Annotated in this window: 19 protein-coding genes; 8 read left to right on the top strand and 11 right to left on the bottom strand. The window is 71.8% G+C overall.

The genetic code is table 11. The features are described from left to right. Positions 1 to 170 precede the first annotated feature (170 nt). The 4 genes from ADX84_RS15570 (at position 171) to ADX84_RS26360 (ending at position 3755) form a co-directional block, all read left to right on the top strand. A complete protein-coding gene (locus ADX84_RS15570; protein ID WP_049574481.1) occupies positions 171 to 1085 on the top strand; it encodes a decaprenyl-phosphate phosphoribosyltransferase in 915 nt (304 codons plus the stop codon). Continuing rightward, entirely contained in the window at positions 1082 to 2440 is a 1359-nt protein-coding gene (locus tag ADX84_RS15565; RefSeq protein ID WP_049574479.1) for an FAD-binding oxidoreductase, read from the top strand. Before ADX84_RS15570 ends, ADX84_RS15565 begins: the two co-directional genes overlap by 4 nt. 45 nt (positions 2441 to 2485) lie before the next feature. Next, the gene (locus ADX84_RS15560) at positions 2486 to 3238 is read left to right on the top strand and encodes an SDR family NAD(P)-dependent oxidoreductase (RefSeq protein WP_049574475.1); all 753 of its coding nucleotides are present in this window, start codon (positions 2486 to 2488) and stop codon (positions 3236 to 3238) included. A 322-nt stretch (positions 3239 to 3560) separates the two neighbouring features. Beyond that, the gene (locus ADX84_RS26360) at positions 3561 to 3755 is read left to right on the top strand and encodes a DUF418 domain-containing protein (protein WP_049574473.1); all 195 of its coding nucleotides are present in this window, start codon (positions 3561 to 3563) and stop codon (positions 3753 to 3755) included. 31 nt (positions 3756 to 3786) lie between these two features. Here the strand turns inward: ADX84_RS26360 and ADX84_RS15550 are convergent, their stop codons facing one another. After that, entirely contained in the window at positions 3787 to 5283 is a 1497-nt protein-coding gene (locus tag ADX84_RS15550; protein ID WP_234003991.1) for a DHA2 family efflux MFS transporter permease subunit, read from the bottom strand. An 82-nt stretch (positions 5284 to 5365) separates the two neighbouring features. Here ADX84_RS15550 and ADX84_RS15545 point away from each other — a divergent pair, with 82 nt between their 5' ends. Then, positions 5366 to 6022: a TetR/AcrR family transcriptional regulator gene (locus ADX84_RS15545; RefSeq protein WP_049574470.1), complete on the top strand. Its 657-nt coding sequence runs from the start codon at positions 5366 to 5368 to the stop codon at positions 6020 to 6022. Positions 6023 to 6065: 43 nt separating this feature from the next. Here the strand turns inward: ADX84_RS15545 and ADX84_RS15540 are convergent, their stop codons facing one another. The 5 genes from ADX84_RS15540 to ADX84_RS15520 all read right to left on the bottom strand — a co-directional run bounded on the left by ADX84_RS15540 (position 6066) and on the right by ADX84_RS15520 (position 11441). Further along, a complete protein-coding gene (locus ADX84_RS15540; protein ID WP_049574466.1) occupies positions 6066 to 7076 on the bottom strand; it encodes an oxygenase MpaB family protein in 1011 nt (336 codons plus the stop codon). Between the two features lie 256 nt (positions 7077 to 7332). Next, positions 7333 to 7917: an ATP/GTP-binding protein gene (locus tag ADX84_RS15535; RefSeq protein ID WP_049574463.1), complete on the bottom strand. Its 585-nt coding sequence runs from the start codon at positions 7915 to 7917 to the stop codon at positions 7333 to 7335. Further along, positions 7898 to 8341 (bottom strand): DUF742 domain-containing protein, encoded by a 444-nt coding sequence (locus ADX84_RS15530; RefSeq protein ID WP_049574460.1) that lies wholly within the window; start codon positions 8339 to 8341, stop codon positions 7898 to 7900. The genes ADX84_RS15535 and ADX84_RS15530 overlap by 20 nt, the downstream gene beginning before the upstream one ends. A gap of 8 nt (positions 8342 to 8349) precedes the next feature. Then, positions 8350 to 8811: a roadblock/LC7 domain-containing protein gene (locus ADX84_RS15525; protein WP_049574457.1), complete on the bottom strand. Its 462-nt coding sequence runs from the start codon at positions 8809 to 8811 to the stop codon at positions 8350 to 8352. Positions 8812 to 8813: 2 nt separating this feature from the next. Beyond that, a complete protein-coding gene (locus ADX84_RS15520) occupies positions 8814 to 11441 on the bottom strand; it encodes a nitrate- and nitrite sensing domain-containing protein (RefSeq protein ID WP_255352577.1) in 2628 nt (875 codons plus the stop codon). 466 nt (positions 11442 to 11907) lie between these two features. Here ADX84_RS15520 and ADX84_RS15515 point away from each other — a divergent pair, with 466 nt between their 5' ends. After that, positions 11908 to 12987: an RDD family protein gene (locus ADX84_RS15515; RefSeq protein ID WP_049574452.1), complete on the top strand. Its 1080-nt coding sequence runs from the start codon at positions 11908 to 11910 to the stop codon at positions 12985 to 12987. A 26-nt stretch (positions 12988 to 13013) separates the two neighbouring features. Here ADX84_RS15515 and ADX84_RS15510 read toward each other — a convergent pair whose 3' ends face one another. The 4 genes from ADX84_RS15510 to ADX84_RS15495 form a co-directional block, all read right to left on the bottom strand. Then, positions 13014 to 13415, bottom strand: coding sequence for a DUF3592 domain-containing protein (locus ADX84_RS15510; RefSeq protein ID WP_049574448.1), 402 nt, complete (start codon positions 13413 to 13415; stop codon positions 13014 to 13016). A gap of 41 nt (positions 13416 to 13456) precedes the next feature. Next, positions 13457 to 14107 carry a TetR/AcrR family transcriptional regulator gene (locus tag ADX84_RS15505; protein WP_049574445.1) on the bottom strand — a complete coding sequence of 217 codons (651 nt, stop codon included), beginning with the start codon at positions 14105 to 14107 and terminating at the stop codon, positions 13457 to 13459. 540 nt (positions 14108 to 14647) lie between these two features. Continuing rightward, the gene (locus ADX84_RS15500) at positions 14648 to 16720 is read right to left on the bottom strand and encodes a YhgE/Pip domain-containing protein (protein ID WP_049574494.1); all 2073 of its coding nucleotides are present in this window, start codon (positions 16718 to 16720) and stop codon (positions 14648 to 14650) included. Positions 16721 to 16772: 52 nt separating this feature from the next. After that, positions 16773 to 17618, bottom strand: coding sequence for an ATP-binding cassette domain-containing protein (locus ADX84_RS15495; protein WP_049574442.1), 846 nt, complete (start codon positions 17616 to 17618; stop codon positions 16773 to 16775). 229 nt (positions 17619 to 17847) lie between these two features. Between ADX84_RS15495 and ADX84_RS15490 the strand changes: the two genes are divergently transcribed. Both ADX84_RS15490 and ADX84_RS15485 read left to right on the top strand, forming a co-directional pair. Next, positions 17848 to 18651 (top strand): M23 family metallopeptidase, encoded by an 804-nt coding sequence (locus ADX84_RS15490; protein ID WP_049574438.1) that lies wholly within the window; start codon positions 17848 to 17850, stop codon positions 18649 to 18651. Positions 18652 to 18691: 40 nt separating this feature from the next. After that, positions 18692 to 19474 carry an endonuclease V gene (locus ADX84_RS15485; protein WP_049574435.1) on the top strand — a complete coding sequence of 261 codons (783 nt, stop codon included), beginning with the start codon at positions 18692 to 18694 and terminating at the stop codon, positions 19472 to 19474. Between the two features lie 83 nt (positions 19475 to 19557). Here ADX84_RS15485 and ADX84_RS15480 read toward each other — a convergent pair whose 3' ends face one another. Then, positions 19558 to 20997, bottom strand: a complete 1440-nt coding sequence (locus ADX84_RS15480) for a GuaB1 family IMP dehydrogenase-related protein (RefSeq protein WP_049574430.1) — start codon at positions 20995 to 20997, stop codon at positions 19558 to 19560. Between the last annotated feature and the right edge of the window lie 17 nt (positions 20998 to 21014).

Below are 21014 nucleotides of genomic sequence, written 5' to 3'. Positions count from 1 at the left end.
ACGTCACCCCCCCACTCAGGGGCCGCCCCCACGTCGCCGATCCCGGCGCCCACGGCCCCGCACCGTGACGGCCGTTCCGCGGCCGCCACGCTGGCACCAACGGCCGGACCGTCCACCCCCCTCGCGGGCGGTCCGGCCGCTCACTTCGCGATCACCAGGAGGGGGCGCGCATGCACCGCACCGGCGCCCTCGTCCGGGCGTGCCGCCCGCGCCAGTGGGTGAAGAACCTGCTGGTGATCGCCGCACCGGCCACCGCCGGAACGCTCGGCGACCCCCGCACCCTGCTGCTGTGCGCGGCCGCCTTCGGACTCTTCTGCCTGGCGGCCAGCGGCACCTACCTGCTCAACGACGTCCGCGACGCGGATCGCGACCGCGAGCACCCACGCAAACGGAGCCGACCGGTCGCCTCGGGCGACCTCCCCGTCCCCCTCGCCCTGTCCGTCGGAGTGGTGCTCGTGATCGCCGCCCCGCTGGCCTCCCTGGCCCTGGGCAACACGCGGTTCACCCTCGTGCTGGTCGGATACGTGCTGCTCACCCTGGCCTACACGCTCAGGCTCAAGGAGGTCGTCGTCTGCGACCTCGTGGCGGTCGCCTCCTGCCACATGCTGCGCGCGATGGCGGGCGGCTTCGTGGTCGGGGTTCCGCTGACCTCGTGGTTCGTCATCGTGGTCGCGCTCGCCGCGCTGCTGGTGGTGGTCGGTAAACGCGAGGCGGAACTGCGCGTCACCGCGCCGGTCCCCCCGGCAGGGAGCGCCGACGCCCAAGCGGGGGAGGAGACCACGGCGCACCCCACCCGCACGGCGCTGCTGGGCTACACCCCCGGCTACCTGTCCCACATGCGCATCATGGCCTCCGGCGCCATGATCGTCACCTACTGCCTCTGGGCGCTGGAGCAGGGCGGCGGACCGCAGTCCGCGTTCCACGCGGTCAGTATCGTTCCGTTCATCATGTTCGTACTCCGCTACAACCTTCTTGTGGACCGGGGAGCGGGCGAGGAACCCGAGGAGATCGCATTGCGGGACCGCCCGCTCCAGCTCGTCCTCGCCTCCCTCGCCCTCCTGGTCGGACTGGGGATCCACCTGTGAGCCGCCCGACGCTCCTCACCGGCTGGGGTCGCACCGCACCCACCGCCGCCCACGTGGTGCGCCCGCGCACCGCCGAACAGGCTGCCCGGATGCTCGCCGAGGCGGGTCCGCGCGGCGTCCTGGCCCGGGGGCTGGGCCGCTCCTACGGGGACGCCGCCCAGGTCGCGGGCGGGACCGTTCTGGACTGCACCGAACTCACCGGGCCGCCCCGCCTGGACATCGTGGAAGAGGAGCTCACCGCGCCCGCCGGGACCAGCCTGGGGCGGATCGTCGGGCACCTGCTGCGCCACGGGTACTTCCTGCCCGTCACCCCCGGGACCAGGCACGTCACACTCGGCGGGGCGATCGCCGCCGACGTGCACGGCAAGAACCACCACGTGGACTCGTCGCTGGGCGCGCACCTGCGCTCCCTGACCCTGCTCACGCCCACGGGCGGGGTGCTCCGGCTCGGCCCCGAAGGGTCGGACCCCGACCTGTTCTGGGCCACCGTGGGCGGGATGGGCCTGACCGGGGTGATCACCGAGGCCACCCTCGGAGTGCTCCCGGTGGAGACCGCCTACGCCCGTGTGGACACCGACCGCACCCCGGACCTCGACTCGACCCTGGAGCTCATGGCCCGCACGGACCACGCCCACCGGTACTCGGTGTGCTGGGTCGACCTCCTGGCCCGGGGCGCCTCCCTCGGACGCGGCGTACTGACCCGCGCCGATCACGCCCTCCGCGCCGACCTGCCCGCGCCCCAGCGCCGCGACCCTCTGCGGCACCGGACCGGGCCCACGCTGGCCGCGCCGCCCTGGGCCCCGCCCGGGCTGCTCAACCGGTGGACGGTGGGTGCCTTCAACAGCGCCCACCACCGCGCCGCGCCCCTGCGGGAGCGGGGCCGGGTCCAGCCGCTCTCCGGGTTCTTCCACCCCCTGGACGCCGTGGCGGGCTGGAACCGGATGTACGGTCCGCGCGGGCTCGTCCAGTACCAGTTCGTCGTCCCCTTCGGAGGGGAGGACACCCTGCGCGCCGTGGCCGAAGGGCTGTCCCGGGCGGGGGCGCCGTCGTTCCTGGCCGTCCTCAAGCGGATGGGCGCACCCACCCCCGGGCCGCTGTCGTTCCCGCGCCCCGGCTGGTCCCTGGCCGTGGACCTGCCCGCCGGACTCCCCGGGCTGGCGCGTCTGCTGGACGGGTTCGACCAGCGCGTCCTGGCGGCGGGCGGGCGCGTGTACCTGGCCAAGGACAGCAGGGCCAGACCGGAGACCGTGCACGCCATGTACCCGGCGATCCCCGAGTGGCGGGCCACGCGCGCCCGCGTGGACCCGGGCGGCGTACTCGTCTCGGACCTCGCCCGTCGCCTGCGCCTCGTCTGAACCACACTTCACCCGAATCCCGACCCGTTCCGGAAGGACCCGACCATGCGTGACTCGCTGGGAAGAGTGCGTACCGTCCTGTTGCTCGGCGGACGCAGCGAGATCGGCCTGGCCGTCGTCGAACGGCTGGTCCGCGAGGGCGCCCGCGAGGTGGTGCTCGCCGCCCGCGGCGGGGTCGCGGAGCCGCCGGACGTGCTCGGGGCTCTGGGCGCCGCCACGCACTCCCTGGAGTTCGACGCCGAGACCGCCGACACCCACGCCGCCACGGTGGCGGCCGCCGTGGAGCTGGTGGGCGATCTGGACGTGGTGGTGGACGCCTTCGGCGTGCTGGGCGACCAGTCCGCGTACGAGGCCGACCCGCTCTCCGCCGCCCGCGCGGCCGCCGTGAACTACACCGGCCACGTGTCCGTTGGCCTGTCCGTCGCCGCCCGCCTGCGCGAACAGGGCCACGGAGCCCTCGTGGTGCTCTCGTCCGTGGCCGGGGTGCGGGTCCGCCGGGCCAACTTCGTGTACGGGTCCGCCAAGGCCGGGCTCGACGGGTTCGCCCAGGGGCTGGCCGACTCCCTGCACGGTTCGGGCGCCCGGGTCCTGGTGGTGCGACCGGGGTACGTGGCCACCCGGATGTCGCGCCACGTGGACCCGGCGCCGTTCCCCGCGACCCCGGCTCAGGTGGCCGAGGCGGTGTCCCGGGGGCTGCGCGGTAACGCCACCACGGTGTGGGCCCCGCGCGTGCTCCGGCCGCTGTTCACCGGCATGCGGCTGATGCCGCGCCCCCTGTGGCGCCGCCTCGGGCGCTAGGAGTGGGCGAAGGGAGAGGCGGGGCGGTCAGGCGGCCGTGGTGCGGCGGCCCAGGTAGGCCGCGACGATCCGGCGCGGTTCCGCGCCGCCCCGGCCGGTCGAACCCCTCGTCGTCGCTGATCAGACAACCGGCGTCGGTGAGTGCCACGATCCATTTCGCCGCGCGGTGGGGGTCCACGGCCGCCTCGAAGACCCGGAGACCCGTCCCGTCGTGACGGGTTCGGCGAAGGTGGCCCCGGGTGCCCTCGTCCCTGGCCACGATCGCCCCAGCCCGGCCCCCGGTCCGGTGGTGACCGCCCCGGCCTAGGCCGGGCAGCGCTCCATGACCGGCCACCTCGCGCAGTCGCGGGTGTGGGCGGTGGTGTTCACGCCGTTCCTCCTCGACCTGTCCGGCACCCTCAGCGTGACGTCGACCGCCCTGCCGGCCACCGGGGTGTGGCTGGCCACCGTCGTCCTGGCCGACTCGATGCGCCGGGCAGGGCGACGGGCCCCTCCGAGACCCTGGTGCGGGGGGTGACCTACGGCCCGGGGGCCGAGTCGAAGGCCAGTCAGGGGGCGGAGCTCGGAGGCGTCCGACCGTCCGGGCCGGTCCGCCCCGGTGTGAGGTCGGGCCGGGTGCTGGGCAGGAACATCGCGGGCACCATCGCGGCGGCGGTCAGGCCGGTCATCCACGCGAAGGTGGCCTGGAAGGCGGTCTCGGGCCGCGCGGTGTCGGCGAGCAGGGACGCCAGCAGCAGGGCCAGCACGGCGGTGCCGATGGCCGCGCCCAACCGCTGGGTGACGTTCAGGGCGCTGCTGGCCCTGGGCACCCGGTCCGAGGGCAGGCCCCGGTAGGCGGTGGCCAGCATCGGCACCATCGCCGCTCCCAGCCCCAGACCCCGCACGAACATCGCGGCGGCCAGCAGGGCCGGGGAGGTGTCCGGCCCCGCGAGGACGAAGGGGGCTGTGGCGGCCGCGCCCACGAAGAGGCCGCCCACCACCAGGTAGCGCGGACCCACGTTGTCCGTCACCGATCCCATGAACAGGTTCACCAGGGCCACCCCGGCGGCCATCGGCGCCATGAGCAGCCCTGCGGTCATCGCGGAGGTGCCCTGGACCTGTTGGAAGAAGAGCGGGAGGAGGAACATGCCCGCCCACACGCAGATCCCGAACACGAACATGAGCAGCGCGCCCAACCGGAACAGCAGGTTCCGGAACAGGCGGAGGTCGATCACGGGAGGGGGCCCGCCCGGCCGCTCGCGCAGGGCGTGCACGACGAATCCGACGATCAGCAGCAGACCGACACCGGCGAACAGCGGTGCCGGACGGGAGCTTCCCAGCACTGACAGTCCGTAGAGCAGGGTCGCGATGCCGGGGGAGAGCAGGAGCAGGCCGACCACGTCGAGCCGTTCGGTGGCGCGGGGGGTGCCCCTGGGCACCCCGCGCACCGCCAGGGCGATCGCGAGCAGGATGAACGGCACGGAGATCACGAAGATCCACCGCCATCCCAGCGTGTCCAGGACGATCCCGCCCAGCACCGGGCCGAGCGCGGGCGCCAGCTGGATGGGCACGCTGATCAGGCCGATGGCCCGGCCGAGCCGCTGCGGACCGGCCGCCTGCACGAGGATCGTCATGACGAGAGGCAGGACCATGCCGCTGCCCAGCCCGGTGAACACACGGAAGACGATCAGGCTCTCGATGGACCACGCGGCGGAGCACAGCAGCGACCCCACCCCGAAGAGCACGAGGGCGGTGATCCACGTGGCCCGCTGGCCGTAGCGGTCGATCGCCCAGCCGGTCACCGGGATCACGGCGGCGGTGGAGAACAGGTAGGCGCTGGCCACCCACTGCGCCGTGGACACGGGGGCGTCGAGCTCGCGGGAGAGGTGGTCCACGGCGACGTTGACGATCGTGGTGTCGAGAAGGGCGGCCATCGAGCCGACCAGCAGGACGGCGGCCAGCTTGATGAGAGGGCGATCGAGCCGGTGGGGCGCGGTGGGGCCCGGGCCGGGCGGCTTCGGGGGGTCGGCGGACACAGCTGAGGAGTGGGGGTCGTGCTTCGCCATACCAGGTAAACTACACGGTGCAGTTTCGCTGGTGACGAGGTGCCTCCCGGACGGACGGATGCACGAGCACGAAGGACGAGGGATGACCGACACGTGCGGGGACGGGCGGGATCGCCGGTCGGCGGTCAAACGCGAGGCCATCACGGAGGCCGCGCTGCGCGTCTTCCTCAGGGAGGGCTACGCGCGGGCCAGCGTCGACGCCATCGCCGCGGACGCCGGGGTCTCCAAGCGCACCATCTACAACCACTTCGAGGACAAGCAACGGCTGTTCCTGACCATCGTCACCCAGAGCAGCGCCGTCCTGGCGGCCGACCACGCCGAGGCCACCGCCCGCCACCTGGGGCGGGCCGCTGACGCCAGGAGCGCGCTCGTCGGGTTCGAGGACGAGTGGCTGTCCCCGCTGGGACGCCGGGCCGACCACACGGCACTGGTCCGGCTGCTGATCGGTGAGGCCACGCACTTCCCCGAGGCGGCGCGCGCCTGGTCCGACAGCGGCTCGGAACTGGTGGTGCGGGCCCTGGCCGCGCACCTGCGCGCCCTGGCCGACCGCGAGCTGCTGGAGATCCCCCCGAACGGGGAGGAGGCCGCGGCCGGGCACTACCTGGCCCTGGTGCGCGGCCCCGCCAACAGCAGGTCGTTCTTCGGCGCGCTCCCGCTGCCGGAGGAGGAGCGGATCGCGATGGTCCGCTCCGGAGTGGACGCCTTCCTGCGCATCCACGGCCCGGCCCCGGGCCGGTAGGGGTGGAGGGCGCGGACCGCCCCCACCGGCTCGGCGGCGGCGGTCAGCGCTCGGTCGGCTCGGGGGCGGTGTTCGTGGCCTCGGATGCGGCGTTCGCGGTCTCGGGGGTGCGGGGCGCAGGGGCCACCGCCTGCCCGGGCGCGGGGACCTTCGCGCCGGTCGCCCCCACGTCACGCGTCAGCATGTCGTGCGGGACCGGGCAGCCCTTGGGGAACGTGCCGATGCGGTCCGGCTCGTAGCCTTCGGGGTAGCTGCGGATGTTGGGGCTCATCCGAGCCCAGCGCTGCTCCTTGCGGGGCCGCATCCGCCGCACGACCCTCGCCCGCAGCCGCAGGGCGAGGTCCCCGCCCCTGCGCCAGAACGCCGAGGGCTCCGGGTAGTCGAAGGCCTTGATCAGCGGCGGGTCCAGCAGGCCCTTGGTGAAGGGGCGCACCAGGGGGCGCTGCCAGGCCGGGTAGAAGTCGACCATCAGGTCGAGAGTGGCGTCCGAGACCGCGCGCCCGCCCTTGGTGAAGGCGAAGTGCTCCGCCTCGTAGGAGTCCATCAGCTCGCGGAACTCGGAGTAGGTCTCGGGGATGTCCTTGATCCCCATGTGCCGACCGAGCTTGCGGTAGTAGTTCGTGCTGGCCGCGATCTCGTGGTCGCTCAGGCGGCGCCATCCGTAGCCGTAGTCGTTCAGCCAGCGCACCGGCATGACGACGAAGGTGCTCAGCACGTACCGGTAGTCGTCGTTGCTGATGTCGTACGACCGGTGCATCTGGTTCATCCGGCGCAGGGCGTCACGGCCCCGGCCCGGGCCGAACCCGTGCTCCATGATGTCGTTCAGGATGAGCGCGGTGTCGTCGTAGCGGTGCTGGGTGCGCTCGGTGAACTCGTGGGTGTCCCCGAGCAGCTGGCCGATGGACGGGACCGCGTAGGTGCGGTACAGGGCCAGGCCCAGGGCCTGCTCCAGGTCCCAGGGGAACTCCAGCGTGCCCAGGATCCGCACGATCCGCTCACAGTCGGCCTCCGCGTCCAGGCCGCGGATCTCGTCGCGCCAATGGAAACGCTGCATGGAACTCCACCTTCGTCCTGGACCGCCCGGGGCGTGTGCCCCGGTTTCCTCCGCACGCGCGCCGCGATGGGGCGTGGCACGCGCCCCGCACTTTACCTGGAACCTACACGTGTACAAGGGAAGGGGCGCGTCTTCCACCTCCGACACCCCGTGCGACGCGCCCGCACACAGGAGGAGGGGCGGGTGGAGCGTGGTCCCCCGAACCCCGCCCCCCCCGCCCCTCGGCGGCCGGTCGCGACCCCGCGACCGGCCACGGTCACGCCGCGACCTGCTCCGACACCCGGTTCATCAGGGCCAGCAGCACCTGCTTGGCGGACTCGCGCACACGGGCGTCGCACAACGTCACCGGAATGTCCGGGTTCAGGCTCAGCGCCTCACGGACCTCCTCCGGCTCGTACTGGTGGGCCCCGTCGAAACAGTTCACCGCGACCACGAACGGCACCCCGCGCCGCTCGAAGAAGTCGACCGCCGCGAAACAGGTCTCCAGACGGCGGGTGTCGGCGATGACGACGGCGCCCAGCGCGCCCTCGGACAGCTCCTCCCACATGAACCAGAAGCGCTCCTGGCCCGGTGTGCCGAACAGGTACAGCACCAGGGCCGGGCTGATGGTGATGCGGCCGAAGTCCAGCGCCACCGTGGTGGTGGTCTTGGACTCCACACCGGAGAGGTCGTCGATGCCGTAACTGGCCTCGGTCATCATCTCCTCGGTGCTGAGCGGGGCGATCTCGCTGACCGCGCCGACCAGGGTGGTCTTCCCGGCGCCGAAACCCCCGGCGACCAGGATCTTGAGTGCGGAGGGGACGGGGGCCTCGGGGCCCGGGTCAGAGTCTCTGGATGCCATCGAGAACCGCCTGGAGTACGTCCCGGCTCACCGGGCTCTTAGCTGTGTAGGGGGCGCGGGCCAGAGCCAGCCCGCGGTTGAGCAGGTCGCTGAGCAGGACCTTGACGACGGCCACCGGGATGTCCAGGTGGGCGGACACCTCGGCCACCGACAGGGGACGACGGCACAGCTCCAGGATGCGGAGCTGCTCCGGTTCGAGCGCCATCTCGTCGACCTCGGCCCTCTTGGCCGCGATCACCACGCTGATCATGTCCAGCTGGACGGCGTCGGCGTGGTCACGGCCCTGCGCGATCACGTAGGGCCGGACCAGCGGCCCCGCCTCCTCGCCGTCGGGCGCCGCTTCCTCGCCGAAGCCCCCGCCTGCGTCGCGGTGCGGCAGACCGTTCTGGGTGTCACCAGGATCGAACTCGTCGTGCGCATGCATACGGACCCCTATCGCGTGGCTTCCCCGGACGCCTCGCCGGCGTCCCCGTGGCGGGGAGCGGTCTCGAGGTAACGGCCCACCTGGTCGACCAGGACGTTCATCTCGTAGGCGATGAGACCGACGTCGGCGCTCTCCTCGGCCAGGACGGCAAGGCAGGCGCCGCGACCGGCGCCCGTGACGAAGAGGTAGGCGCTCTCCATCTCGACGACGGTCTGGAGGACCTCGCCGCCGCCGAAGTGGCGGCCGGTGCCCCGGGCCAGGCTCTGGAACGCGGAGGCGACCGCGGACAGGTGCTCAGCGTCCTCCTTGACCAGTTCCTTCGAGCGGCCGATCAGCAGGCCGTCAGCGGACAGGACGATCGCGTGGCGCGAACCCACGGCGCGGTCGAGCAACTCGTCCAGGAGCCAGTCGATGTCCTTCTTGCCCGCGGAGCTTCCGCTACCGCGCTCAGCGCTTTCGGTACTCGTCACGGTTACGCGTCCTTGTCGGTGTCGTTGGTGTTCTGCTTGCTCTCGCGCCGTCCACGGTCCGTTCCCTGCTGGAACGCGGACATGTTCCGGCGCAGGCGCGCCAGGCGCTCGGTGCCCTCCAGGTTGGACTCGGCGGAGGCGCCACCGGCGGCGGGCCCGAAGGTCCCCGGCTCGGCGGGATCGGTCGCCAGCTGCGGTGCCAGGTTCTCCTGCGGACGCCGCTTGGGGAGCGAGGGGCGGCCGCCGCCGGCCTCGACGGTCTCGGGCTCCTCCGGCTGCTCGGGCTCCTCCAACTTCTCGGGGGCCTCGGGCTGCGCGGTCGTCTCGGAGGGCGCCCTCGCTTCGGACAGGGCGGGCCCCCTGGCCGGTGCCTCCTTGGCGGAGTCCGGCACCGCGCTGATGCGGGGGTTGCGGGTGGGCAGGACGGGGCGGGACTCGTCCTGCCTGACGGGGGCACTGAGCAGGTCGCTCTCCGTCGCCTCCGCGTTGGTGGAGCCGGACGAGGTCTCCGGCTCCTCCACGCTCGGGGAGGTGGAGACCGAGGTCAGCACGGGCTTGCCGGGCCGGGTGGACCGGCCCGCCTCCAGCGCGACCTCGGGGGTGCGGTCGACGATCTCGCGCACCTCCCAGATGTCGCCGGGCTCCTCCGAGGAGGGCAGCGGCGAGCGGTCGCCCGAGATGAGTTCCTGCGGAAGCAGCACGATCGCCTGGACACCGCCGTACGGCGACGGGCGCAGGTGCACCCTGATCCCGTGGCGGTGCGCCAGGTGCGAGACCACGAACAGGCCGAGGCGCATCTTCTCGTTGAGACGCATCACGTCGAACTCGGGCGGGTCCGCCAGCAGGGCGTTGGTCGAGGTGAACTCGGCCTCCGTCATGCCCAGACCGCGGTCCTCGATCTCGATCGTCACGCCGTTGGGCACGTCGTCGCTGCTCAGGCGTACCTGGGTGTGCGGAGGCGAGAACATGGCCGCGTTGTCCACCAGCTCCGCGACCAGGTGGATGACGTCCGCGACGGCGGGGCCGTTGAGGTTCACCCGGGCGATGCGCTCACGCTTGACCCGCGTGTAGTCGCCGGACTCCGAGATCGCGCCGCGCAGGACGTCGATCAGCGGCATCGGGCGGTGCCAGGTACGGCCCGGGGCCTCGCCGCCGAGGATCAGCAGGTTCTCGGCGTTGCGGCGGGAGCGGGTGGCCAGGTGGTCCAGCTTGAACAGCTGGGCGAGCTGGTCCGGGTCCTCCTGCTCGCGCTCCATCTTGTCCAGCAGCCGGAGCTGTCGGTGCACCAGCGTCTGGCTGCGGTGGGCGATGTTGAGGAAGACGCGGTTGACGCCGTGGCGCAGCTCGGTCTGCTGGACGGCCTCCTCGACGGCGGCCCGCTGGGCGGTGTTGAACGACTTGGCGACGTCGCCGATCTCGTCGTCCTCCGTGCGCAGCTCGGGAAGGGAGGAGGCGATGTCCACGCGCTCACCCCGGTGCAGGCGGCCCATGATCTCGGGCAGCTTGTTCTCGGCCAGGTCCTGTGACTCCTCGCGCAGGGTGAGCAGCCGCGAGGTGAGGTTGCGGGAGGAGCGTCGGGCCAGGGTGAACGCGACCAGGATGACGGCGGCGACGCCGAGGCTGCCGCCGACCGCGAGGATCACCGCGCTGTTGGCGTCGTCGCGGGTCAGCTCGGCCGCGTACTGCGACTCCTCCGCGCCCAGCTCCGTGAGCTCGGTGATCACGTGGACGTACGCGGCGTCCCACTCGGACTCGGAGACCGGCATGGAGAGGTCGTCGACCGTCTCCGGGAGCAGGGTGACGGGGTCGGTGACCGTGGTGGACTCGACCTGGCGGTCGGTGATCCGCTCCGAGAGCCGGTTGAGGGTGGCGTACTCGGGGCTCTCCCGGACGGCCTCGTACCGCTCCAGCAGGCCTTCGCCCTCGAGGTAGGGGGCGTTGGCGTCCAGGAGGGCCTCAAAGGCGCCCATCATCCTGGTGAACTCTCGCTGGTCCTCGACGGTGAGGTCGCCGGTGGCGAAGGCGCGGGCGATCTGGGCGTCGGCCTGCGCGGCCACGTCCACGGTGCGGAAGAGGTAGATCGCGGTGAAGCCGGGGCTGACCGCGTCCCCCTCGTTGCCCTCACGGCCCTGGCTGTCGAAGCTGTCGGCGCCGTGCAGGACGAGTTCGTTGTAGTAGTCCAGGACGTCGGCGCGGGAGGCGTCACCGTCGTCGACGGTCGTGCGGACGTCGCCGATCTCCTGGTACATGTCGTACAGCATCTCGATGTGCATGCCGCCCTCGCCGGGAGCGAGGTCGGCGAAGCCCATGAGGTCGTCCAGCACGGCGCCCAGGGAATCGTCGGTGGCCTGGCGGCTCTGCTCCAGCCGCTGTGCCAGCTCGGCGTCGTCGGGGTCCTCGATGTAGGCGATCGTGGCCGAGCGCTCGGACATCGCGGAGACGAGGCCGACGGCCGCGGGGGTGACGAGGTCGTCGGTGGCCTTGGAGCGGATCAGCTGGTAGACAGCGTCGCCGCCGAGGACGATGGTGAGGATCAACCACAGTGCGAACAGCGCGGTGGTGGGGATCATGACCATGGCGCGAATACGGGCGGCGATGGTCCGCCCACGTTTCTTCGGTACTGCCTGCACGGTTCTCCTGTCGATCCGCGTCAAAGTCTTCTCAGGCACTGTCGGCGCCGGGCGGTCGCCTGGCCGCGTCCTGCGGGCCGGCGCGCGCGGACCTCCCGTCGTGTGGTCCGCGCTCGTCCCTCCAGGGGGTGGGCTCGCCGGAGAGTAACCACATGCGGGGGTTTTCGGCGTTGGGGATCGTATCTCGCCCGAGAAACGGCGGATTATCCGGGTGGTGCAGGCAGTCTGCCATGAAGTAGTGAATTGTTCACACAAGGCCTCGTATGACGTCCGCGAACCACCAGACAGGTACTGAAGGCGCTCATCGTGGGACGAACGTCACATGGGGCTCCGGGGTGTGGAGCGGGGGAGCGCGTTCGGACCCGAGGGTGGCGCCCCGCAGAGTGATATCACGGTTCCCCTCCCACACGGGCGTGGCCCGTACTAGCCTGGCGCACCGGGAACGAGCAAGGGGAACGCACACGCCATGGGGCAACCGTTCGGCGCAGGTCAGGACGCCATCGAGGTGGCGGTCGCCGCCATTCCGCTGTTGATGGTCACCGCATCCGCCCTCTACCTGCGCGGACAGCACCAGAGGTACGGGCGCCTGGCGGGCTGGCCCGGACAGCTCACCCTCGCGGCGCTGCTCACCGGCCTCGGCCTGGCCGTCTACGCCGTCTGGCCCCTGCCCGCCTCCGGGGACGGGCTGTGCGCCGTCGAACCCGCCGCCGCTCCGCCCCTGACCGTGCGCGACGCGGCCCTGGCCCTCGCGGTCTTCCTGCCGGTCGGGCTGCTGGCCCGCTCCCGGTTCCGCCGGGGAGCGCTCACCACCCTCGCCCTCGGCACCGCCCTGGCCCTCGTGGTGGTCCTGGTCCGCGCCACCGGGGTCCTCGGCCTGTATCCGTGCGCCTACAACACCGTCGCGTTCGAGACGGCCGGGGTCGGCGTCGCCGCGACCCTCCTGGGCTGGCTGCTGGCCCGGTGGGTGCCGGTGGTGTGGCCCTACGGTCCGCACCGGTCCTGGCCCTCGGCCGTCCCGGACCGGATCGCCCCCGACCTCGGCCGACGGATGCTCGGCACGTTTGTGGACCTGGGCCTGTGGTGGTTCGGCGCGGCCACGTTCGTCGCCCTGGTCGGCGCCAGCGGCTGGGTTCGCCCCGGCGCACGGGACGAGGTCCTCACCGGCGCCCTCCTGGCCCTGGCCGTGGTCTTCGCGCTGGTCCTGCCGCTGTTGCGCCGCGACCGGAGCACCCCCGGGGCGGCGGCGGTCCGCCTGGCCCTCACCGAGTGGCAACGGCCCCGCCCGGCCTCCCGGCCGCGCGTCCTGGCGCGCACGGCGCTGCTGCACGCGCCGGTCATTGTGCTGACCGCCCTCGGCCTGCCGTGGTTTGCCCTCGCCGTCGTCGCGCTGCACGCGAGTACCGCGGTGGTCCGCCCGGACGGCGCGGGCCTGGCCGACCTCGTCTGCGGTGTGCGGGTCCGCACCCGGTCCAGCCTCAACGGCGAACTCCCCGAGCGCCTGGTCCGCTACGCCCCTCCTCGGGAGGAGACCCCCGCTCCGGTGTGAGCGAGGAATGGTCCACAGGACACGCGCTAGTTCTCCCCCCAGTGGAGATAACCCAGGAACAGGCCGATGAGGACCAGCACCAGTCCGAGCCCCCCGAACATGCCGCGGACCCAGTGGCTCAGCCAGGGCGCGGAGACGATCCGGGCCCGCTCGGGGACCTCCGGGTCGTAGGAGACGGTGACGATCTCTCCGGCCCGGGAGGCCATCCACCCGGTGTTCTCGTGCTCCGCGTGGATCTCCCTACCGTCCTCGGTCTGGAACTGCACGATCATCCGGGAGGCCACCGACGTCTCGTGGTAGCCGATCACCCTCCCCTTGGCGCGCACGCCGTTGCGGACCAGGAGCAGTTCGGTGCGGGTGTCCCGGGTGACCATCCACAACAGGACGGCACCGACGATCACGGGCAGCAGAGGGTACAGGTCGACCATGGCGGGGGATCCTCTCCGGGGGTTCTTCTTCGGGTGTCAGCTCAGCGCGGGGAGGCGGGGGAGCCGATGAGTCCGTCGGCCATGTGCGCCAGGGTGGTGTGGATCTCCTCGACGGGACGTTCTGGCTGGAGGGTACGCCAGTCGAGGGCCACGGTCACCACCATGCCGAACAGTGCCGATCCCGCAAGGGCCGTGTCCAGGTCCGGTCGCGTCAGGCCGCGTTCGACCATGGCGTCGAGCTGCCCGGTGATGACGCCGATGGCCTCGGTGCGGATCTGTCGGATCGTCGCGTACCAGGCCCGGTTGGTGCGCCAGGCCTCGGCCATCAGCAGCCGGGCCAGCGCCTCGTGGGTGCTGATGAACACCACGCCCGCTCGCAGCACCGTGGCCAGGGACTCCCGGGGTTCGACCTGCCGTTCGGGGTCGGGGACCGAGTCACGCAGGGTGTCGGCGAGCCGGGTGACGCCCCACTCCATCAGGGCCGCGTACAGCTCGTTCTTGCCCGCGAAATTGTAGTAGACGGTGCCCTTGGCGACTCCGGCGCGTTCGGCGATCTCGTCGACCGTGGTGGAGCCGTACCCCTGCTCGGAGATCAGCGTGACCGCCGCTTCGAACAGCTTGCGCCGGGTGGCCTCACGGCGCCCGTTGCGGGGCCTGTCGGCTGCGGGGGTGCTCACGTTCATCGGTTCCATTCTTATGTGTTTACCTGGGCCTCCGCCTCGCTTCGGCCCGTGTTCTGCGCCTTCGCAGAGGGATTCGGGTTCAAGGCAACACGGCATCCTCGTCTACGCCCGGCTCGTTCCTCGCTGGCGGCTTGACTCGTCTTGCGGATCCCTCTCCGGCACCGAACGGGTACCCCTTTGTGGTCAAGCTTCGCAGGCGGGCCCTCGGCTTGTGGCTGAGGCAGGCGGTCGGGCACTCAACCGGGGCTGGGGCTCCCGTTCGGTTCTTCGGTGGTGACCGAAGTGGGACGGACCGGCTTCCTCCTGTCGCTGAGGTGCGCGGGCAGGGTTCTCGGCCTGTCGCTGAGGTTGGCGGATGGGCCTTTTGCCAGGTGACGGTTGGTGGACGGGGACATCCTGGGTCCGAGGTGAGCGAGTGGGCCTCACACCTGGGGTTGCGGCTCCCGGTCGGTTCTTCTGCGGTGGCTGAGATGGATCGGGCGGCTGCATCGGGTGCTGAGGGGGCCTCGTGGGCCGGGGGCACCCACTGTGAGTGGGTGCCCCCGGCCGTCAGATCTTCAGTGCCGGGTAGAGCGTGGACATCGTCCACACTCGCTTGCTGTTCACTGCCCTCCAGGTGAGCAACAGGGGCACCACGAGCCACAGGGCCATCACCCCGAAGGCCTGCGCGACCAGCATCATGTCCCCGCCGCCGATCAGGTGGCGCATGGCGGTCACTCCCCAGTGCAGGGGCAGGTACGGGCCGATCGCCTGGAAGAACGTCGGACTCGTCTCGATGGGGTAGGTGCCTCCCGCCGACGTCAGCTGGAGGACCAGCAGCGCCAGCGCGACAACCCGTCCCGCCGCGTTGAACCTCACGTTCAGGTACTGGACGGTCGTGGTGAAGGCGGCCGAGGTGAGCGCCAGGAAGGCGAGCGTCAGCGGCCAGTTCTGGGCCTGCAACCCCAGGGTCAGGTGCAGGACGGTCATCATGACCGCCACCTGCGCCCAGCCGAGCAGCAGCGGCACGACGCGTCCGGACAGCGCCACCCGCCAGGACGGCGCGGAGGAGGCCAGGGCCCGGGTGGACAGCGCGGGCAGCACCATGAACACCACCATGGCTCCCACCCACAGGGACAGGGGCACGAAGAACGGCGCGAAACCCGTGCCGTAGTTGGGGGCCTCGTTGTCCACCTCGCTGTCCAGACGGACCGGCTCGCTCATCATGTCGGTGGCGCTGACCCGGCCGTCGTCGGAGTAGGTGGGGATCTCGTCCACCCCGTCGGACAGCCCCTCGGCGAGTTCGTCCGAGCCCGAGGCCAGGTCGCCCAGGCCCTCGTGGAGGTCTCCGGCGCCGCCGCTGAGCTGGCCCAGCCCGCTGTCCAGCTCCCCGGCACCCGTGGAGGCCTCGGAGAGTCCGTCGCGGAGCGTGCGCGAACCCTCGGCCAGGTCCTCCAGACCCTCGGCGAGCTCGTCCGCCCCGGCCCTCGCGGCCTTGGCGTCCTCGACCATGGTGGGCAGGTCCTCGGACAGGGTCGCGGCCTTCTCGCTGAGCGCGGCGGCCTCGGCGGCGGTCGCGTTGATGTCCTCCCGGTTGTCGTTGACGTAACCGGCCACCGAAAGCGCGGTGTCCATGGCCCCCTGGAGGTCGGTGAGCAGCGCGTGCAGGTCGGGCTGCTCCTGTTCGAGCTCGGGGTGGTCCCGGAGGTAGGCGGACAGGCGGCCGTCCACCTCGCTCAGGGCGGTGACGTCGATCTCCTGCGGGAGGTCCTCCAGGGCCTCGGACACCCCGGCGGAGACCTTCGCGGCCTCCCCGGCGCGCTGCTGGATGTCGGGGATGTCCTCCTCCAGCTGCGGCAGCCACTCGTCGGCCAGGTCGTCGAGCTTGTCGACCTGTTCGGAGACCTGGGTGGAGGCGCTCGTCGCACCGGACGCGAGGGCCTTGGAGCCCTCGTGGAGCTCGCCGATCCCGCCGCTGAGCGTGCCGGCCCCTTCGTGGGCGCCGTCGATGCCCTCGGAGAGCTCACCGGATCCGCTCTCGGCGTCTCCGGCGCCGGTGGCGATCTGCCCGGCGCCGTCCGCCGCCTCCTCCGTACTGCTGTGGATCTCGTTGAAGCCCAGGAAGATCTGGTCGAGATAGTCGCTGATGGCCGTGGAGGCCGCGGCCGCCCGAATCTCGTTGAAGGCGCTGCCCGCGAGCTGGCGCACGACGTAGCTGTTGGAGTCGTTGTAGTTGGCGACCAACAGCGCGGGGACCGGGTCCTCTCGGTCCCGCGAGGGCGAGGTGAGGGCCTCGCTGAAGTACGTGGGGATGGTGAGGGTGACGTAGTAGGTGCCGTCCTCCAGTCCCTGGGCCGCGTCGGCGGCGTCCACCAGGTGCCAGTCGAGGTCGCCCCGCTCAAGGAGGGTGTCGCTGAGCTCGTCGCCCGCGTTGACCTCCTCGTCGTCGACCTCGGCGCCCTCGTCCGCGTTGACCAGGGCGACCGGCAGGTGCTCCATCCGATCGAAGGGGTCCCAGAACGACCACAGGTACATGCCGGAGTACAGCAGGGGGATGAGCATGAGCGCGGCCAGTGCCGCCGTGGGCAGCGGTGACCGCAGGAAGGACCGCATGGTGAGCAGCCCGAGCCTGGGGACGGACATGAACCGGTAGACCGGTGCGTCGTCCTTCTCCCCGGCGCCCTCCTTCTTCCTGTCACGAACGCCCACGGTGTCTGCCCCCCTTCGGAGCGGGCCCGTCCCCGGACGGTGAGTCCCCGCCGGGCGGTGCGTCCGTCACGGGCTCCTCGTGGTCGAGCAGTTGGTCGATCCCGATCACTTCCTCGGTCGGTGCCTTCTCGGAGTCCTCTCCGGCGGCCGGGTCCTCGTCCTCCGTGCCGTCGTCCTGCCTGATCAGGAGGGGGCCCAGGGTGTCGGGTCCGGCCACGGCGTCGAGTTCCTGGGCGTCGGCGCAGGTGGCGATGACGGTCAGCCCCTCGTCGGTGAGGTTCCTCAGGGACCGCCACATGTCGGCCTGGTGTTCGCGGCTGAGGCCGCCGTCCACGTTGTCGACCACGAGCAGGCGCGGTTCGTAGACCAGTGCGAGGGCGACGCCGAGGCGCCGCCGCTCCAGCATGGAGAGCTCCTTGACCATCGTCCGGCGGTCCAGGCCAGCCAGGTCGGCGGCCTCCATCGCCTGGTCGGTCACGGACCGTGCGGCGGGGCGCATGCGCAGCAGGCGGGCCTCGGAGAGGTGTTCGCTGACCCGCAGGCGGTCGTCGAGGGCGTTGACGTCGTCCATCAGCCCGAGTGAGCTGATCCGCCTCACCTGTCGTGCCTGTTGGGGGAGCGAGTACCCGTCGACGTGCAGGCTGCCCGCGCTCGGCTTCATCCGGCCGGACAGGGTGAGCAGCAGCGCGCTGCGTCCGCCCCCGGAGTCGGCCTGGAAGACGGTGAGCGTTCCCGGCCGGGCGGTGAAGTCGACCCCCGTGTAGACGGGTCCCTCTCGGGTGGTGAGTGTGACGCCCTCGGCGTGCACACGAGCTCCGGTGGCCCGACGCATTCTTGCGACCTCCCCATTTTTGAACTGACCGGTCAGTACAAATTTACGGCTCCACGGTACTGCTCCGGGGCGGTGCTCCCGAGCGTTCGGGTCTGTGTCCTCGGGCACAATGCGACGCTCCATGGGCGGGAGGATCGGCGCGCGAAATTGAGGGGTGCTTTCCGGGGGTCGATGTGATGTACGTTGATACGTAATTACGTACTAAGGGATCGATTCCAGGGAGACCAGCATGCGCGGCATCCTCACGAACCTCGGCGGACCCCTGCTGGTGGTGTACTTCGCCTACGCCGCCGCGGCCATCGCCTTCGACCTCGCCCTGGAGCCGCTGCTGCCCCTGCTCCTCCTCGCCGGGGTGTTCCTCGTCGGGCCGCGACTGTGGGCCCGGAAGCCCTCGGAACAGGCCATGGAGGACGCCACCGTCGAGGTGGCCCCGCCGGTCGCCGGTGCATGGGTGGGACTCAACAGCCCTGCGGACCGGGTGCCCAGCCACGGCACCCACCAGTACGGGCAGACCTACGCGATCGACGTCTACGTGGACGAGGGCCGACCCCCGGGCCGCAGCTACTGGTGGCCCCTCTCGCGCCGACCCGACGACGGGTACCCGGCCTTCGACCAGCCGCTCCTCGCGGTCGCCGACGCCACCGTCGTGCGCGTACGCGACGGCCAGCGCGACCACCGCAGCCGTGACACCTGGCCCGCGCTGGCCTACATGTTCCTCGAAGCCGTCGTCCGGAGTCTCGGCGGTGCGCGCCGGGTGGTCGGCAACCACGTCGTCCTCGACCTCGGCGACGGCGTGTACGCCGCCTACGCACACCTGAGGAGGGGGTCGGCCGAGGTCCGGGAGGGCGACCGGGTCACCGTCGGACAGCGGATCGGGCGGTGCGGCAACTCGGGCAACTCCAGCGAGCCCCACCTGCACTTCCAGCTCATGGACCACCCCGACCTCAACCGGGCCACCGGCGTCCCCTTCCGTTGGACCGGGGCCGGAGTCCCCGCCTCCGGGCAGACCTTCACCGGCCTAGACTGCGCCTGAGAGCCCGGACGGGGAGCGGACGAGGAACCGAGGAACACACGTGAGCGACGTCGCGCAGCGGGCGGTCCAGGCACTGGACGACCCCGAGAACTGGCCGAGCGACCCCAAGGAGGCGGTGGCCCGGCAGCGCCTGTTGGCCGACCGGGTCCGCACGGAGGCCCTCGACCCGGACGCGGTGCGCTACGTGGCGGGCCTCGACGTCAGCTACGGCGTGGGTGACAAGGAGCTCGCGGCCGCCGCCGTGGTCCTGGACGCCCGCACCCTGGAGGTGGTGGACACCTCCCTGGTCGCCGACACCCCGTCCTTCCCCTACATCTCCGGACTGTTCGCCTTCCGGGAGCTGCCCCCCGTGCTCCGCGCCATCGAGGGCCTGTCCGTCACCCCGGACGTGTTCGTCTGCGACGGCTTCGGCCTCGCCCATCCCCGCCGCTTCGGGATCGCCAGCCACCTGGGGGTCCTCATCGACGCCCCCGTGGTCGGCTCCGCCAAGTCCGTGCTCTACGGCCGCAACTCCCTACCGGGGGAGGAGCGGGGCTCGTGGACGCCCATGGTCGCCGGGCGCTCCGAACTGGTCGAGGACACCGAGACCCTCGCCTCGGAGGGTGCCGAGGTCATCGGCCGTGTCCTGCGCACCCGCGCCCGGACCAAGCCCGTCTACGTCTCCGTGGGCCACCGCGTGGACCTTGAGGGCTCCGCCGACCTCATCCTGCGCGTGTCCCCCAAGTACCGCGTCCCCGAACCCATCCGGCACGCGGACCGCCTCTGCGGCCAGTACCGCAAGGAACACGTGGCCGCCCAGGGCGGGACCGCCGGACCCGCCTAGCGCGAACCGGCCCCGGACACACGGAAGGGGAGGGGCCCGAAGACCCCTCCCCGTCACCGAGGTCCCGCGAGGGACCCCGTCGTCTACCAGCCGTTCTCCACGGGACGGCCCTCGTTGTACCCGGCGGCGCTCTGCACGCCGACCACGGCGCGCTCGTGGAACTCCGCCAGCGAGGTGGCGCCCGCGTACGTCATGGAGCTGCGCACACCCGCGATGATCTGGTCGATCAGGTCCTCGACCCCGGGGCGCTCGGCGTCCAGGTACATGCGGCCGGTCGAGATGCCCTCCTCGAACAGCGCCTTGCGGGCCCGCTCGAAGGGGGAGTCCTCGGACGTGCGCAGACGCACCGCGCGCGCCGAGGCCATCCCGAAGCTCTCCTTGTACTGGCGCCCTTGGGCGTCACGCATGACGTCGCCGGGCGACTCGTAGGTACCGGCGAACCAGGAACCCACCATGACGTTGGAGGCACCGGCGGCCAGGGCCAGGGCGACGTCGCGCGGGTGGCGCACACCGCCGTCCGCCCACACGTGCCCGCCCAGCTCACGGGCGGCGGCCGCGCACTCCAGCACGGCGGAGAACTGGGGACGGCCCACGGCGGTCATCATCCGGGTGGTGCACATCGCGCCCGGGCCCACGCCGACCTTGACGATGTCGGCACCGGCCTCGATGAGGTCCCGGGTGCCCTGCGCGGTCACGATGTTGCCCGCGACGATCGGCACGTTCGGCGACAGCGCGCGGACCGTGCGGATCGCGGTGATCATCTTCTCCTGGTGACCGTGCGCGGTGTCGATCACCAGGGTGTCCACCCCGGCCTCGAGCAGCTCGGCGGCCTTGCCGGACACGTCGCCGTTGATGCCCACCGCGGCCGCGACGCGCAGCCGGTTCCGGTCGTCCACGGCGGGCCGGTACAGGGTGGAGCGCAGCGCGCCGGTGCGGCTGAGCACGCCCACCAGGGCGCCCTTCCCGTCGACGACCGGGGCTAGACGGTGCCGGTTCTCGTGGAGTATCCCGAACGCGGCCTGCGGCTCGGTGCCCTCGGGGATGGTCAGCAGCTCGGCCGACATCACGTCGCGCAGCTGGGCGAACCGGTCGGCTCCCGCACAGTCCGCCTCGGTGACCACACCGACCGGGCGGCGCGCGTCGTCGACCACGATGACGGCGTTGTGCGCCCGCTTGGGCAGCAGGTTGAGCGCCTCACCGACGGTGCTGGTGGGGTTCAGGGTGATGGCGGTGTCGTAGACCAGGTCACGTTGCTTGGTCCAGGAGATGACGTCGGAGACCACCTCGAAGGGGATGTCCTGCGGGATGACGGCGATGCCGCCCCGGCGGGCGACCGTCTCGGCCATCCTGCGGCCCGCCACCGCGGTCATGTTCGCGACGACCAGCGGCATGGTGGTGCCGGTGCCGTCCGGGGAGGACAGGTCGACGCTCAGCCGGGAACCCACGGCGCTGCGGCCCGGGACCATGAAGACGTCGCTGTAGGTCAGGTCCTGGCTGGGAACCTGGTCGTTGAGAAAACGCAATGCCTCTACCTCGGTCA

The sequence above is a fragment of the Nocardiopsis sp. SBT366 genome, from assembly GCF_001083815.1.
GTDB classification, from domain to species: domain Bacteria; phylum Actinomycetota; class Actinomycetes; order Streptosporangiales; family Streptosporangiaceae; genus Nocardiopsis; species Nocardiopsis prasina.
This window is presented reverse-complemented; position numbering and strand designations above follow the sequence as displayed.

Bases quoted from the DNA above. Each gene is read 5' to 3' on its own strand.
- ADX84_RS15570 (WP_049574481.1), top strand. From the start codon at position 171: ATGCACCGCACCGGCGCCCTCGTCCGGGCGTGCCGCCCGCGCCAGTGG.
- ADX84_RS15560 (WP_049574475.1), top strand. From the start codon at position 2,486: ATGCGTGACTCGCTGGGAAGAGTGCGTACCGTCCTGTTGCTCGGCGGA.
- ADX84_RS26360 (WP_049574473.1), top strand. From the start codon at position 3,561: ATGACCGGCCACCTCGCGCAGTCGCGGGTGTGGGCGGTGGTGTTCACG.
- ADX84_RS15550 (WP_234003991.1), bottom strand. From the start codon at position 5,283: ATGGCGAAGCACGACCCCCACTCCTCAGCTGTGTCCGCCGACCCCCCG.
- ADX84_RS15545 (WP_049574470.1), top strand. From the start codon at position 5,366: ATGACCGACACGTGCGGGGACGGGCGGGATCGCCGGTCGGCGGTCAAA.
- ADX84_RS15540 (WP_049574466.1), bottom strand. From the start codon at position 7,076: ATGCAGCGTTTCCATTGGCGCGACGAGATCCGCGGCCTGGACGCGGAG.
- ADX84_RS15535 (WP_049574463.1), bottom strand. From the start codon at position 7,917: ATGGCATCCAGAGACTCTGACCCGGGCCCCGAGGCCCCCGTCCCCTCC.
- ADX84_RS15530 (WP_049574460.1), bottom strand. From the start codon at position 8,341: ATGCATGCGCACGACGAGTTCGATCCTGGTGACACCCAGAACGGTCTG.
- ADX84_RS15515 (WP_049574452.1), top strand. From the start codon at position 11,908: ATGGGGCAACCGTTCGGCGCAGGTCAGGACGCCATCGAGGTGGCGGTC.
- ADX84_RS15510 (WP_049574448.1), bottom strand. From the start codon at position 13,415: ATGGTCGACCTGTACCCTCTGCTGCCCGTGATCGTCGGTGCCGTCCTG.
- ADX84_RS15505 (WP_049574445.1), bottom strand. From the start codon at position 14,107: ATGGAACCGATGAACGTGAGCACCCCCGCAGCCGACAGGCCCCGCAAC.
- ADX84_RS15500 (WP_049574494.1), bottom strand. From the start codon at position 16,720: ATGTCCGTCCCCAGGCTCGGGCTGCTCACCATGCGGTCCTTCCTGCGG.
- ADX84_RS15495 (WP_049574442.1), bottom strand. From the start codon at position 17,618: ATGCGTCGGGCCACCGGAGCTCGTGTGCACGCCGAGGGCGTCACACTC.
- ADX84_RS15490 (WP_049574438.1), top strand. From the start codon at position 17,848: ATGCGCGGCATCCTCACGAACCTCGGCGGACCCCTGCTGGTGGTGTAC.